At 64.9% G+C, this 14,528-nt stretch carries 13 protein-coding genes; 5 read left to right on the top strand and 8 right to left on the bottom strand.

Annotated features, from left to right (window positions below; genetic code table 11):
- Positions 1 to 206 precede the first annotated feature (206 nt).
- Complete coding sequence (locus tag OKW30_RS13720) at positions 207 to 665, top strand: CopD family protein (RefSeq protein WP_184045759.1); 459 nt, start codon at positions 207 to 209, stop codon at positions 663 to 665.
- An 80-nt stretch (positions 666 to 745) separates the two neighbouring features.
- Here the strand turns inward: OKW30_RS13720 and OKW30_RS13715 are convergent, their stop codons facing one another.
- From OKW30_RS13715 to OKW30_RS13690, 6 genes are all read right to left on the bottom strand, one after another.
- Positions 746 to 1,954 carry a chromate transporter gene (locus tag OKW30_RS13715; protein WP_429346920.1) on the bottom strand — a complete coding sequence of 403 codons (1,209 nt, stop codon included), beginning with the start codon at positions 1,952 to 1,954 and terminating at the stop codon, positions 746 to 748.
- Positions 1,955 to 1,992: 38 nt separating this feature from the next.
- Positions 1,993 to 4,353, bottom strand: a complete 2,361-nt coding sequence (locus tag OKW30_RS13710) for a bifunctional diguanylate cyclase/phosphodiesterase (protein ID WP_429346919.1) — start codon at positions 4,351 to 4,353, stop codon at positions 1,993 to 1,995.
- A 472-nt stretch (positions 4,354 to 4,825) separates the two neighbouring features.
- Complete coding sequence (locus OKW30_RS13705) at positions 4,826 to 5,725, bottom strand: PhzF family phenazine biosynthesis protein (protein WP_429346918.1); 900 nt, start codon at positions 5,723 to 5,725, stop codon at positions 4,826 to 4,828.
- 195 nt (positions 5,726 to 5,920) lie between these two features.
- The gene (locus OKW30_RS13700; RefSeq protein ID WP_090803605.1) at positions 5,921 to 6,385 is read right to left on the bottom strand and encodes a RidA family protein; all 465 of its coding nucleotides are present in this window, start codon (positions 6,383 to 6,385) and stop codon (positions 5,921 to 5,923) included.
- Between the two features lie 103 nt (positions 6,386 to 6,488).
- A complete protein-coding gene (locus OKW30_RS13695; RefSeq protein ID WP_429346917.1) occupies positions 6,489 to 7,685 on the bottom strand; it encodes a PLP-dependent aminotransferase family protein in 1,197 nt (398 codons plus the stop codon).
- A gap of 118 nt (positions 7,686 to 7,803) precedes the next feature.
- Positions 7,804 to 8,496, bottom strand: coding sequence for a VOC family protein (locus tag OKW30_RS13690; RefSeq protein ID WP_184065760.1), 693 nt, complete (start codon positions 8,494 to 8,496; stop codon positions 7,804 to 7,806).
- 231 nt (positions 8,497 to 8,727) lie between these two features.
- Here OKW30_RS13690 and OKW30_RS13685 point away from each other — a divergent pair, with 231 nt between their 5' ends.
- The 4 genes from OKW30_RS13685 to OKW30_RS13670 all read left to right on the top strand — a co-directional run bounded on the left by OKW30_RS13685 (position 8,728) and on the right by OKW30_RS13670 (position 13,614).
- Complete coding sequence (locus OKW30_RS13685; RefSeq protein WP_184065596.1) at positions 8,728 to 10,185, top strand: PLP-dependent aminotransferase family protein; 1,458 nt, start codon at positions 8,728 to 8,730, stop codon at positions 10,183 to 10,185.
- 134 nt (positions 10,186 to 10,319) lie between these two features.
- Positions 10,320 to 12,218 (top strand): molecular chaperone HtpG, encoded by a 1,899-nt coding sequence (htpG, locus tag OKW30_RS13680; RefSeq protein WP_429346916.1) that lies wholly within the window; start codon positions 10,320 to 10,322, stop codon positions 12,216 to 12,218.
- 188 nt (positions 12,219 to 12,406) lie between these two features.
- On the top strand, positions 12,407 to 13,123 hold the full coding sequence (locus OKW30_RS13675; protein WP_429346915.1) for a chorismate--pyruvate lyase family protein: 717 nt from the start codon (positions 12,407 to 12,409) through the stop codon (positions 13,121 to 13,123).
- A complete protein-coding gene (locus tag OKW30_RS13670) occupies positions 13,123 to 13,614 on the top strand; it encodes a DNA-deoxyinosine glycosylase (protein WP_184065605.1) in 492 nt (163 codons plus the stop codon). The genes OKW30_RS13675 and OKW30_RS13670 overlap by 1 nt, the downstream gene beginning before the upstream one ends.
- 25 nt (positions 13,615 to 13,639) lie before the next feature.
- Here the strand turns inward: OKW30_RS13670 and OKW30_RS13665 are convergent, their stop codons facing one another.
- Together OKW30_RS13665 and OKW30_RS13660 are read right to left on the bottom strand one after the other, a co-directional pair.
- Entirely contained in the window at positions 13,640 to 14,134 is a 495-nt protein-coding gene (locus tag OKW30_RS13665; protein ID WP_260336411.1) for a GNAT family N-acetyltransferase, read from the bottom strand.
- Positions 14,125 to 14,526, bottom strand: coding sequence for a cupin domain-containing protein (locus OKW30_RS13660; RefSeq protein ID WP_429346914.1), 402 nt, complete (start codon positions 14,524 to 14,526; stop codon positions 14,125 to 14,127). Before OKW30_RS13660 ends, OKW30_RS13665 begins: the two co-directional genes overlap by 10 nt.
- Positions 14,527 to 14,528: the final 2 nt, after the last annotated feature.

Raw genomic sequence — 14,528 nt, 5'->3', positions numbered from 1 at the left:
GTCCGTCGCGCGAAGGGTGTGGAAGCAAACGGGGCGCGGCCGCGTCGCGGCCAGATGAACGGGCCGCGATCACAACGACAAAACACGACGCAATAGACGTCGATACCCGGAACTGCCTGCATCACGTATGGTCGAACGCGCTCAGTTGGTGCTGAGCGGGATCGCGTGTCCTAAACGGTGTGGCGTCGTCGGGAGAGGAAAACTACATGAACAAGGCTATCGAAGTCGCGCTTTTTCTGCATCTGCTCGGGGTGGCGGTGTGGGTCGGCGGTATGGTGTTCGCGCATTTCTGCCTGCGTCCTGCGCTCGGCGATCTGTCGCCGCAACTGCGCCTGCCGCTGTGGGAGTCGGTATTTGGCCGCTTCTTCAACTGGGTCGGGGTGTCGGTTCTCGTGATCCTGATCAGCGGCGGCTTCCTGCTGATGCAATTCGGCGGCGCTCATGCTAGCTGGCCGCTGCATGCGATGGCCGGTCTCGGCATCGTGATGATGCTGATCTTTGGGCATATCCGCTTCGCCGTGTATCCGCGCATTCGCCGCGCGGTGCAGGCGCAGAAGTGGCCCGATGGCGCGCAGGCGGTCGGCACGGTCCGCCGTCTCGTGCTGATCAATCTCGTGCTGGGCGTCGTGACGATCGGCTTCGCTGTGCTGTCGCGCGGGTTCTGATCGCCGGACCGCCGGATCGCCGGACCGCCGGACCGCCGGATCGCCAACGGCGCAGCAGGCTTCGTGCGGCCCGCGACGCATCACGTCGTGGCGCCGTACGCGAGCCACAAACCGCACGCCACCGCCACCGTTCCATACACGGCATACACCGGCACCTTCAGCTTCGCGAAGCACATCGCGGAGAACGTCGCGGTCAGCAGATAGATCGGCTCCAGCGGTACGTGCACGGCAATGCGCAGTACCGCGACCGCGAGAAACGCGGTCGTGACCGCGCGCAGAATCCTCATGCCGTGCTCGAAGCGCGGGTTCACCTTCAACTGATGCAGATGCCGCTGCGCGAGCACGACGAGGCAGCCTGACGGCACGAATAGCGCGAGCGTCGCGATCAGCGCGCCGAGCCAGCCATCGACGAGATAACCGAAGAACGGGACCACGTTCAGCAGGGGTCCCGGGGACAACGGCGACAGCGTAAACGCGAGCGTGAAGTCGTTATCGGATACGCCGACCACCGGCGTAACGAACAGCGTCTTCAGCACCGGCAACGCCGAGAAGCCGCCGCCGAACAGCGTCATGCCGGCGCCCGCGAGGCGCGGCCACAGCAGCGCGAGGTCATAGCGATGCGGCAGCGGCAGCGCAAACAGCACGAGCAGCACGCCGAGCGCGGCCAGCAGCCGATAGTCGCCGCACTGGAGCGACACGGCGAGTCGCGAGTCGCGCTCCCGACTCGCGAACCAGCCGGCGCCGAAGGCCGCGCCGAGCATCACCACATACGCCGCGGCGCTGTGCGCATAGAGCAGCGCGATGCTGCCGAGCAGCGCCGCCGTCCATTCGAGCTTGCCGCGCACGAGCGCGCGGGTTTGCTTGTACCAGGTGACCGCGATCAGCGTCGCGAGCACGACGCTGAAGTGATGCAGCAGGGTTTGCGACGCGATCGTGTGCGCGATGGGCGTGCGATAGAAGATCGCGAACAGCGTCATCAGCGTGAAGAAGGGCAGTACGCTCGCCACCCCGGCGACCCATGCGCCCGCGCGTCCGCGCAGCGCGTGCCCGAGCTGCACGGCGACGTTGCAGCCGACGGGTCCCGGCACCATCCACGCGAGCGCGATCAGGTCCGAGAACGCCACGCGCGAGAGCCGCCCCTCGCGTTCCACGTAATGATGCTCGAGCTGCGCCATCAACGCGAGACCGCCCCACGACAGCGCCGACAGGCCGCACACGACCCGGAACAGCGTCCATAGCGGTTCCCGTTGCCCGCGGCGGGCAGCCTCATCGCTCGTGATGGTCTGCATCGGCGCTGCGCGGGCCCCGCCGTGCGGGCGCCCGTCCTTTAATTGTTGCTGGATAGGCTGCTTGCGCTGTGGGCTTCGTGCGCGACGCGGCGGCCGCCGACGCTGTTCATGCCGCATACCCCGAAGCGCTCGAGCAGTGCCGGGATCGCCTCCACTGGCACCGGCCGCGAGAACAGAAAGCCCTGTGCCTCGATATGGCCGAGCGCGGCCAGCCACGCAATCTGCTCTTCGGTCTCCGTGCCTTCGACCACCACCGTGAGCCCGAGCGAGCGCGCGAGGTTGACGATCGCGGTGACCATTACGCAGACGCTGCGGTCGCCCGGAATCGCCTGGACGAACGAGCGGTCCACCTTCAGCGTATCGACGGCAAAGCGGTTGAGATAGGACAGCGAAGAGTAGCCGGTGCCGAAATCGTCGAGCGCGATGCGTACGCCGAGACGCTTCAGGGCGAAGATTTTTTCGGAGACCACTTCCGGAAATTCCATCATCGTCGTTTCGGTGATTTCGAGTTCGAGGCGACGCGCGGAGATGCCGGTTTCCTCGATCGCGCGCGAGACCGTTTCGAGCAGGTCGCCGCGCCAGAACTGCACCGCCGAAATGTTCACCGCGAGCGATAGCGTGTCGTAGCCCTGCTGCTGCCATTGCGCGAGCTGACGGCATGCGGTCTCGATCACGAAGTCGCCGATCGGCACGATCAGGCCGGTCGACTCGGCCACGGGGATGAACTCGTTGGCCGGGATCAGTCCGTGCTGCGGATGGTTCCAGCGCACGAGCGCTTCGAAGCCGGTGATGCAGCGGCGCTTCAGATCGATCTTCGGCTGATAGGCGAGGAACAGTTGCCCCTCGGCCAGCGCGACGCGCAACTGCTGTTCCCACTTCATCAGATGGTCCGCGCGATGCGACAGATGCGGCGAATAGAACTGGTAGCAGTTCTTGCCGGCGTCCTTCGCGCTGTACATCGCGAGGTCGGCTTTCTTCAGCAGGTCGATCTCGCTTTCGTTGGCGACCGAGTACAGCGCGATGCCGATGCTCGCATGCAGCACGAACGCGCTGCCGCGCACCTCGAACGGCTTCGAGAACGCTTCGCCGGCGGCCTCGGCGAGCGCAACCGCGCGCTTTTCGACATCGTCGCCCTTGATCACGACGACGAACTCGTCCCCGCCGATGCGGCTCAGCGCGCCGTCGTCGCCGACCGCGGCGGCGAGGCGCGAGGCTGTCATCTGCAGCACGATGTCGCCGGCGTTGTGGCCGAGCGTGTCGTTGACGGTCTTGAAGTTGTCGAGGTCGATAAAAAGAATCGCGAGGCGACCCAGGTTGAACGGCTGCGCGACGTCATGGCGCAGCGCCTGCAGCGTCGCGTAGCGATTGCGCAGGCCGGTCAACAGATCGTATTCGACGAGTTCCGTCATCTCGCGCTCGCGGCCGAGCAGTTTGCCTATCAGGCCGGTCGCGACCGCGAAGAAGCTGAGCATCGCGAGCGAGATGAAGCCCGCCATCAACAGATAGACGTTGCGCGTGTGGTTGTAATCGGCGAATTCTTCGCCCTGCGAAAGACCGACGAGCACGCCGAGCGGATAGCCGTCGATGTGCCGGTACGACACGATGCGCGTGACGTTGTCGATCGAATCGACGTAGGTGCCCGACACATGCTCCGAGGTCGGATACGTGCCGCTCGCGGTGAACGTGCTGCTCGTCCTGCTGGCGTTGCCGGTGCGGCGCGCGAGCACGGTGCCGCTGTCCGAGATCACCGCGATCACGCCTTCGCGGCCGATCGCCGCGTTGTTGTAGAAGTCCGAGGTAAAGTAGCTCGGGTCTTCGGAGACCACGATGACGCCCGCGAACGAGCCGTCCGGATGATTGAGACGCCGCGTCATCTGCAGCGTCCAGTGACCCGACACGCGGCCGAGCACGGGCTTGCTGATGTACAGCTGGTCGTCGTTTTCGTGCTCGTGGACCTTGAAGTGCTCGCGGTCAGACAAGTCGATGTGAGCGGGGTTGAGTTCGGCCGTATTGGCGATCAGTCTGCCGTGCTCGTCGATTATCGACACCTGCACGAGCGTTTCGCTTTGCACGACACCTTTTTCGACCGTGCTCGCGAGATCGAAATGATTGGGCGTCTTTTCGAACTCGTACTTGACGAAGCGCGTGATCTGATCGACCTGGTGAATCGCCTTGATGGTGTGCTGCTCGAGCGCCGCGGAAAGTATGGCGGAAGACGCCATCGCTTCGCGGTACGTCGCGTCCCTTTCTACCGACAGCCGCGCGAAGATCACGGTCCACAGCAGGATCAGTACGAGTACCCCGAGGGCGGGAATGACGAGCAATGCGCGCCGGCGCGTGACCAATGGATCGCGTCGCGGCCTGGCTTCGCGCGGCTCGGAGAAGCGGGACTGAGTCATCGCGCGGGCCTTGGCTGGGTGCGGGCCGCTTGCAAACGCATGGGCATCGACTGCGCGAAATAGATGGATGGCTGCATGGTGACCAAGATGCCAAAGCTGCTGCGCAGGAGGAGAGGGCGTGGCGCCGCGCCGGACCGTCCACAGGTCATCGGATACGGTTCGATATTACTGAATGCCACCGGATTAAGGAAGCTTCCGGGCATGGGGTATACGCTCGCGCGGCGGGCGCCCAGGTGCGGCTCTTCACGTGGCCTGCATCGCCGGTCTTATGACGCGGCCGGTCCGTGGTTTGTCGAAGACTTCATCGGCAACGGTGCCTGCCACTCGGCAGTTTCTGGCAGGGCTTTTGCAATCCGGCCACGATGAATTCGGAGAACCAGGTATGGCGACACCATCGCGCTGCGGCTTTTTGTGGTGTGAAGCGGCGGCATGTGGCGTGTCGCCGTGGCGTGCTCGCGAAGCCGCAGCTCGCTTACGCGAGCCGGCACGTGCCGTCGACGATCGTCACCGAAGGCCCGCCGATCCAGATCTTGCCGCGCGCATCGTCGTAGTGGACCGACACGTGGCCCGCGCGCCCGAGCGCGGTGCCCTGACGCGCCGTGTAGCGCGCGGCGGGACGACGGTGCTGCAGGTTCAGCAGACCCGCGAGCGCGGCATTGGCGCTGCCCGTCACCGGGTCTTCGCCGACACCGAAGCCGCCGCCCGCCATCAGGCAACGGACCTCGAACGTCGCGGGGCCGTCGGCGTCGTGCGGTCCATACACGGCGACGCCGTGCGTGTCGACCGAATGCACGAGCTCGGCGAGCGCCGCCGCGTCGGGTTCGAGCGCGAGGCAGGCGCGTGCCGAATCGACCCGCACGACGAGCCACGGCGCACCGTTGTCGACCGCGCATGGCGGCGCGCTGAAGTCGATCGCCTGACTACGTAAAGCCGTAGACAGCGCTTCGTAACGATGCTCGGCGAGTGGTGTCACGCACGCGGGCGGCGCGGCGAACGCCCATGCGCCGTGCATGTTGTCGCCGCCGTCGAGCGCTTCGAGTTCGACGAGACCCACGCCGCATTGCTGGATCAGCTTGCCGGCCTGCTTCGGCTGGTAGCCGCTTTCGCGCAAAGCATGCGCGGTGCCCAAGGTCGGATGACCCGCGAACGGCAACTCGCCCCCCGGCGTGAAGATGCGCACGCGATAGTCGGCGGCCGCGTCGGTCGGCTTTAGCAGAAACGTGGTTTCGGACAGATTGGTCCAGCGCGCAATGGCCTGCATTTGCGCGGTATCGAGCGCGTCGGCATCGAACACGACGGCAAGCGGATTGCCCTTGAACGGTGTCGACGTAAACACGTCGACCTGTTTGAAACGAACGGTGTGAGCGGACATCGACAGGCCCCGGCGCAATGGACGTTGAGGGAGTTCGCGGATTCTATCCGCCTGCGCGGCGGCGATCCACCGTCGCCATAAAACAAAAACGCGCCGCCGGTGCGTAACACCGGTCGGCGCGTTTCAATCGCAATGCGGCGTGAATCAGGTGCCGATCTCGCGCGACACCGCACGCATTGTCACATCGCGTCGATGCTATTGGACCTCGGCGATCAGCTCGATCTCCACGCACGCGCCGAGCGGAATCTGCGCGACGCCGAACGCCGAGCGCGCGTGCTTGCCGCGTTCGCCGAACACGTCGGCGATCAGCTCGGACGCACCGTTGGTGACCAGATGCTGCTCGGTGAACTCGAGCGTCGAGTTGACGAGGCTCATCAGCTTGACGACGCGCGTGACGCGGTTCAGGTCGCCGACGTGCGCATGCAAGGTGGCGAGCAGATCGATCGCGATCGAGCGCGCGGCGGCCTTACCTTCCTCGGTGGAGAGCGTCGCGCCGAGCTTGCCGACCCACACCTTGCCGTCCTTCTTGGCGATGTGGCCCGACAGGTACACCGTGTTGCCGCTTTGCGCGCTCATCACATAGGCCGCCGCCGGCGCACCCGCCGCCGGCAATTCGATGCCGAGTTCCTTGAGCTTGTCGTACACATTCGATTGAGCCATGTCGTGTCCTCGTTTCGGTGAGATTGCATGAATGCAGGCGGGGCGAAGTCTGCACGCAACGCGCGTGCAAGCTTCGCCCCGATGGCAGTGCGGCTAACGCCGTTCAGATTTTCGCGCGCACGAGTGCGGCGAGACGCGCCACGCCTTCGTCGATTTTAGCCGGTGGCACCGTGACGAACGACAGACGCAGCGTGTTGTGCTGGGCTTCGCTCGCGAAGAACGGAGCGCCCGGCACGAACGCGACATTCTGCGCGACCGCTTCCTCGAGCAGCTTCATGGTGTCGATGCCCGCCGGCAGATTGACCCAGATGAACATGCCGCCTTCCGGACGGTTCCAGCTGACGCCTTCGGGCATATAGCGCTCGAGCGCGGTGAGCATCGCGTCGCACTGGTTGCGATACAGCTCGCGGATCGTCGGCACGTGCGTGTCGAGAAAGCCGTCCTTGACCACCTCGTGCACGATGCGCTGCGTGAAGCTCGGCGTGTGCAGGTCGGTGGCCTGCTTGGCCTGCACGAGTTTGAAGATCAGTTCCTCGGGCGCGATGATGAAACCGACCCGCAGACCCGGCGCGAGCACCTTCGAGAACGAGCCGAGATAGACGATGTGATCGGGCGCCATCGACAACATCGTCGGCAGCGGTTCGCCCGCGTAGTCGAGCGCGCCGTAGGGATCGTCCTCGATCACCGGGAACGGCGCGGTCTTCGCGAACTCGGCGAGCGCGCGGCGGCGTTCGACCGGCAGACGGCGGCCCGTCGGATTCTGGAAATTCGGCTGCGCGTACAGCAGACGCGCGCCATTGGTCAGTTCCGGCTTCAGGCCCTCGGGGATCAGGCCCTGCTCGTCGGTTGGCACCTGCACGTAGTGCGGCTCGTACATCGAGAACGATTGCAGCGCGCCGAGGTAGGTCGGCGTTTCGACCAGCACCGGGCTATCGACGCAGATCAGCACCTTGCCGAGCAGGTCGAGCGCCTGTTGCGAGCCGGTTGTGATCAGCACCTGCGACGCACGGATCTGCGCGCCGTTGGTCGAGTAGCGCTGCGCGATCCATTCGCGCAGCGGCAGATAACCTTCGGTCGCGCTGTACTGCAGCGCCGCGGCGGGCGTGTCGCGCAGGATGCGGTCGGACGCCTCGCGCATGCGCTCGGCCGGGAAGGTGGCCGGCGAGGGGAGGCCGCCGGCGAAGGAGATGACTTCGGGCCGTTCCGTGACCTTCAGGATCTCGCGGATCGCGGAGCTCGTGAGCTTGCGCGCGCGTTCGGACAATTGCCACGTCGGGGCTTTCAGGTCGCTTTGGTCCATGATCTCCTCTGCTGGTATTTCTGGAACCGGTCAAAATTTCAATTATCGCGCGACTGGCCAACCATTGCCGCTGGGGTGCCACCGGGGTTGCCACGGGGGTTGCACAATCACGCGCTGTTTATCCGAGGGTTCGAGAACCCTCGGGTGTTTCGAATTCGGCGACGAGCGCCGCCGCGCCGTCGGTCGGCTGTACGTCGAGCAGGTGCGCGGCGCCGAGCCAGCGCAGTTGCTCGCCAATCAGCTCTGGCCGCGGATGTACGGCTTTCAACGCTTTCAGCGCGAGGTTGGTCGGCGCCAGCGACTGCGACGGATGCCGCGTCGAGTCCCACTGGATCAGCGAGGGCAGCACGCCGTCGCCGGCGCCTTGCCACGCCGGGAACGACCCGTCGTCGGGCACAGTAAGGCCCCACGTGAAATCGCCGCGCGTCATCGGCACGACCGGCGCGATGCGCTGCGGATACTGCGCTTGCCATGTCGCCAGATGCTTCGGCCGCTCGACGCGCGCGACCCAATGCGACAGATACGGCCCGTTTTCCAGTCGCGCCTGCGTCGCCGGGTCGTCGAGCGCGAACAGGCGCGGGCGCGGCGCGGTGCCATCGGTTGCGTCGGCCGCGGCGTGCGGATCGATGGCGATCACTTCCAGGTAGACCCCGCCCCACAGGCCGAGCAGGCGATTGTGGGTCCGCATCAGCGGATGCGCGCCGCCGCCGGCCGGCGCGACGCCGAGCGTATCGGCGACGTACTGGACGCCTTCGTCCAGGGTGCGCGCGGAGACGACGAGGTGATCGAGACTGAGCGATTGGGCTGTCAGAGTGGTCATGGCGGATCGACGGAAAACGCTGTTCTTCGCAAGGGCCAGTTGCGCGCCACGCCTGAAGGCTGCGCTGCCGGGGCCGTAAGCATAACCGTTTGCCGGATCGGCGGGCCATGCGGATGGATTTACATGGTGTCACCAGCCTCGCTGGATTCAAATGTAACGGCCGTGACCTGCACAGTAACGGTACAATCGGCGCGATACTGTTCGGTACAGTTGGAGTCCGTCATGTCCGTCCCGCTTACCCAGATTCCTGCCCCGCACGACACCGCGTCGTTGACGCTGGTCGAACAGCTGGTCCAATGGGCGCGGCGCCGCATCGAGGAGCGCGTGTTCCGCCCCGGCATGCGCATGCCGTCGATCCGCAAGCTCGCGCTCGACAAGGGCGTGTCGCGCTTCACGGTGGTCGAAGCGTACGAGCGGCTCGTCGCGCAGGGTTTTCTGGAGTCGCGGCGCGGCTCCGGCTTCTATGTGCGCGAACGCCAGGGCGGCGCGGCGAGCGTCACCGAGCTGCACCCGCGCGCCGAGACGCTGCCCGCGCCGGCCAATATCGACGTCGTCTGGCTGCTGCGCAACATGCTGCACACCGGCGCGCGGCCCGAGCGCAGCCCGGGCCTCGGCTATCTGCCGGCCCGCTGGCTCGACGGCGACCTGATCACCAACGCGCTGCGCACGCTCGGCCGGCAAAGCGGCATGCAGATGCTCGGCATCGGCACCGCGCAGGGTTTCCTGCCGCTGCGTCAGCAGTTGCAGACGCGGCTCGAGGAGCTGGAGATCGGCGCGTCGCCCGAGCAGATCGTGATGGTGTCGGGCATCACCCAGGCGATCGACCTCATTTCGCGCATCTACGTGAAGCCGGGCGATGCGGTGATCGTCGGCGATCCGGCGTGGTTCCAGATGTTCGGCTGCTTCGCGTCGCAGGGCGCGCGGCTCGTCGGCATGCCGTACACGCCGGGCGGCCCCGATCTCGACGCGCTCGAAGCGCTGGTCCAGGAATGGCGCCCCAAAATGCTGGTGATCAACTCGGTGCTGCAGAACCCGACCGGCACCTCGCTGAGCGCCGCGCAGGCGTTCCGCATCCTGCGGCTTGCCGAGGCGTACGACTTCATCGTCGTCGAGGACGACATCTACGGCGACCTGTGCCCGCCCAGCTACGCGGGTACGCGCCTCGCGAGCCTCGATCAGCTAAAGCGCGTGATCTACCTCGGCAGTTTCTCGAAGACGCTTGCGCCGAATCTGCGCGTCGGTTTCATCGCATGCGCGGCAGAGGTCGCGACGGTGGTCGCCAATCAGAAGATGCTGGTCGGCATGACGAGCCCGGAGTTGAACGAGCGCGTGATCTACAAGATCCTGACCGAGGGCCACTACCGGCGGCACGTCGAGCGCATTCGCGCACGGCTCGACGGCGTGCGCGAGAAGGCCGTGCGGATGATCGAGAAGACCGGCATGACGCTGTTTCTGACGCCGACGGCCGGGATGTTCCTGTGGGCCGACACCGGCGTCGACGCAGGCGCGCTCGCCGCGGCCGGGCACGAAGCCGGCTATCTGCTGACGCCGGGCGGGCTGTTTTCGCCGCAGCAGTCGCCGAGCACGTGGATGCGCTTCAACATCGCCAATTGCGGCGATCCTGAATTACCGGCGTTCCTAAGCCGTTATCTCGACGGCGTCGCGCGCCGCGCCTCTTGAAACCGCGCCGGAGCGTCCCCATTTGCGCGGACGATCCGGCGGTCCGGCGCTCCGGCACGGCGGGCCCGAACCGCGGTTGGAATCCGCTTCGGCCGCCGCTCATCCCCCATTCGCAACCGAGAGGAAGTCCGACCATGGCACAAGAAACCATGAGCTTTCAGGCAGAAGTGAAGCAACTTCTGCAACTGATGATCCATTCGCTGTACAGCAACAAGGAAATCTTTCTGCGCGAGCTGATTTCGAACGCGTCCGACGCGGCCGACAAGCTGCGCTTCGAGGCGATCGAAAACAGCGCGCTGTACGAGAACGATCCGAACCTGCGGATTCGGGTGTCGTTCGACAAGGCCGCGCGCACCGTCACGATCGACGACAACGGCATCGGCATGAGCCGCGACGAGACGATCGGGCACCTCGGCACGATCGCGCGTTCGGGCACCAGGGAATTCTTCGGCAAGCTGTCGGGCGACCAGCAGAAGGACGCGGCGCTGATCGGCCAGTTTGGCGTGGGCTTCTACTCGGGCTTCATCGTCGCGGACAAGATCACCGTCGAGACGCGCCGCGCCGGTTTGCCGGCCTCGGACGGCGTGCGCTGGGAAAGCGCGGGCGAAGGCGATTTCGCGGTCGAGACGATCGAGCGCGCCGCGCGCGGCACGACCATCACGCTGCATCTGCGTGCCGATGAGGACGAACTGCTGTCGTCGTATCGGCTGAAGTCGATCATCCAGAAGTACTCGGACCACGTCGCGCTGCCGATCCTGATGAAGAAGGAAGAGTGGGACGCGGAAAAGAGCGAGATGGTCACGAAGGACGAGGACGAGACCGTCAACCAGGCGAGCGCGCTGTGGACCCGTCCGAAGAACGACATCACCGACGATCAATACAAGCAGTTCTACCAGCACATCTCGCACGATCATCAAGATCCGCTGACGTGGACGCATAACCGCGTCGAAGGCCGCAGCGAGTACACGCAACTGCTGTACGTGCCGGCGCACGCGCCGTTCGATCTGTGGAACCGCGAGCAGCGCGGCGGCCTGAAGCTGTACGTGAAGCGCGTGTTCATCATGGACGACGCCGAGCAACTGCTGCCCACGTACCTGCGCTTCGTGAAGGGCGTGGTCGATTCGGCCGATCTGCCGCTCAACGTGTCGCGCGAAATCCTGCAGGAAAGCCGCGACGTGAAGGCGATCCGCGAAGGCGTGACGAAGCGCGCGCTGTCGATGCTGGAAGAACTGGCCAACGCGGACAACGACGCCGATAAGGAAAAGTACGCCGGCTTCTGGAAGGAATTCGGCCAGGTGCTGAAGGAAGGCATCGGCGAGGACTTCGCCAATCGCGAGCGCGTCGCGAAGCTCGTGCGCTTCGCGACGACGCATACGGGCACGGCCGAGCAGACCGTGTCGCTGGCCGACTACGTCGCTCGCATGAAGCCCGAGCAGACGAAGATCTACTACGTGACCGCCGACACGTGGCAGGCCGCGTCGAACAGCCCGCATCTCGAAGTGTTCCGCAAGAAGGGCGTCGAAGTGCTGTTGCTGACCGATCGCGTCGATGAATGGATGTTGTCGTTCCTCAACGAATTCGACGGCAAGCCGCTGCAAAGTGTCGCGCGCGGCGACCTCGATCTCGGCGCGCTGAACGACGAGGAAAAAGAGGCGCAGGAGAAGATCGGCGAAGCGTTCAAGCCGCTCGTCGAGAAGATGAAGGAAGCGTTGAAGGACAAGGCGAAGGACGTGCGTCTGACATTCCGCCTGACCGACTCGCCGTCGTGCCTCGTTGCCGACGACGGCGAAATGAGCGGCTACCTGCAGCGCATGCTGAAGGCCGCGGGCCAGCAGGCGCCTGAGTTCCATCCGATTCTCGAAGTGAATCCGGAGCACGCCCTCGTGAAGGGTTTGCATGCCGATAGCGCGAATTTCGATGACTGGTGCCATCTGCTGTTCGATCAGGCACTGCTCGCCGAAGGCGGCGCGCTGGAAGATCCGGCGAGCTTCGTGAAGCGGACCAATGCGTTGCTGCTGTCGCGCGCGGGTTGAGCGTGAGCCGAAAGCGTTGATGTCGTTGCTGGATTGACGTCCGGTAGTTGAGAAATGCGCTGCTTCGGCAGCGCATTTTTTTTTGCCTTCCGGTTTGCGTCGGCTCCCCTGGCTGAAGCAGCGCGCACGATCGCCGCGGTCGTTGCCGCGAAAAATTACCGCGGAGCACGCCGCTATAATCCGACACCATGCCTATCCGTTTCGATCCCGCCGACGCCCACTGGCGCGTCGCGCCTTTGGCCACTTTCAGCGCCGCCCAGAAAGACTGGCTGACCCGCGGCGGTTCACTGACCGCGCACCTGCGCGCGCTCGGCGCGGTCGCGGTGCGCGTGACTCGCGAAGCCGTCGCGCTGCCGTGGCCCGACGAAGCCGCCGCGCTCGGACTCGCGCCGCGCGCGCCGGTGTGGGTGCGCGAAGTGGTGCTGTCGGTCGATGGCGTGCCGTTCGTCGCCGCGCATAGCGTGACGCCGCGTGCCGCGAGCGTCGGCATCTGGCAGGCGACGCGCCGGCTGCGCACCCGGCCGCTCGCGGAGTTGCTGTATAGCGATAGCAGTGTCGCGCGTTCGTCACTGGTGAGCCGCAGGGTGGGGCAGCGGCATCCGTTGCATCGGTTGGCCGCGCATGAAATCGACGGCGGCGATCGGCATGCGCCGCATGCGCTGGTGGCGCGTCGCTCGGTGTTCGAGCGGCATGGCGCGCCTTTGATGGTGACCGAATGCATGTTGCCGGCACTGTGGGAGCATTTGCGTGCGTTGGACGCGGCCGCTCGCGCGCACGCTGCCGCGTCAGGCACCGGCGCGGCGCATATCGCGCACGCGCGGGTGCGCGAGCACGGTCGTCCGCTCGATCACACCGCGTCGCGCGCGCACAGCGTGCCGCGCAGCGCCGACGAGCGGAGCCGCTGATGTCGTTCAAGCGTTGCTTTGCGCCTGTCGTCGACGCTGATACGCGGGTCTTGATCCTCGGTAGCTTGCCGGGCGAGGTGTCGTTGGCTCACGGCCAATACTACGCACACCCGCAGAACAAATTCTGGTTACTGGTCGGTGAAGCGATAGAACGGGATCTGGTTGGTATGGCCTATTCGACGCGTCTCGAGACGTTGCTCGAACACCATATCGGACTATGGGATGTCGTTGCCGAGGCTCGTCGAGCAGGAAGCCTGGATAGCCGGATTCGCGACCATGCCAGCAACGATCTGATTGCTCTGATCGATACGCTGCCGAAACTGGCTACCATCGCCTTCAACGGGGGGACGGCGGCCAAAATCGGGATGAAAGCGTTGGGCGAGCGGGGAGTGCAATATCGGCTTGTCCGTTTGCCATCGAGCAGTCCCGCCCATGCCTCGGTTTCATACGCTCAAAAGCTGGACATATGGCGACGGCTAACCTGCGTCTGACCGACCGACAGGATGCCATTCGCGGTCATAGATCGAGCGCAAGAAACCGTGTGCCTTCGACTGGATTCTCGTAGTAGGGCGCGGTTTCGACGAACCCTAACCGCTCGTAGATGCGCTGTGCAAAACGGGTTTGCGGAACCGAGTCGAGAACCAGCGTCGAGAATCCCAATGTCTTCGCTTGCCCGATCACCGATGTGACCAGCGTTTCGCCAAGCGACAACCCTCTGAATGCTTCACGAACATAGAGCCGTTTGATTTCCGCAGTCTCTGCCGTATGGCGCAGCAGCCCCGCGCAACCGGCGAGCTCGCCGCCGGCGTCGGCGACGAAGAACATGCCGGATGGCAGCGTATAAACGTGTTCGAACGCGTCCATTTCTGCATCGAATCCACGGTACGACAGATCCATATCCAGCCAGCGGACATACTCGTGGATCACGGCGACGAGGTTGTGCGTGTCGGCGGGGAAAACGGCTTCGCGAACGATCGGCCGCGGCGTTTGCATAGCGGCTCTCAGATCCATACGTCGTTTTCGGCCGTTCTTTCGTTGCTCGTATCGCCGGTATTGACGACGCCGCGCGGTTCGATGAGCAGCAGCTTCACCTCGGACTCGGCATACGGCTTGTGCTCGACTCCCTTTGGTACCACCGCCATTTCTCCGGGAAACAGTTCGATCGAGCGGTCGCGGAAGTCGATGCGCAACCGGCCTGCGAGGACGATGAACGTCTCGTCCGTATCGGCATGCCGATGCCAGACGAAATCGCCGGCTATCTTTACGACCTTGAACTGATAGTCATTCATTTCAGCCACGACGCGCGGCTGCCAGTGGTCGTCGATCTGACTGATCTTGTCGAGCAGGTTGATGGTCTTGTATTGGCCGCGTTGCTCGGGTGTCGGCTGGGAATCGCTTTGCATGG

Origin of the sequence: Paraburkholderia sp. Clong3, assembly GCF_050436485.1 — a bacterium.
GTDB lineage: Bacteria > Pseudomonadota > Gammaproteobacteria > Burkholderiales > Burkholderiaceae > Paraburkholderia > Paraburkholderia tuberum.
Note: the sequence above shows the minus strand (reverse complement) of the source record. Positions and strands in the feature narration are given on the sequence as shown.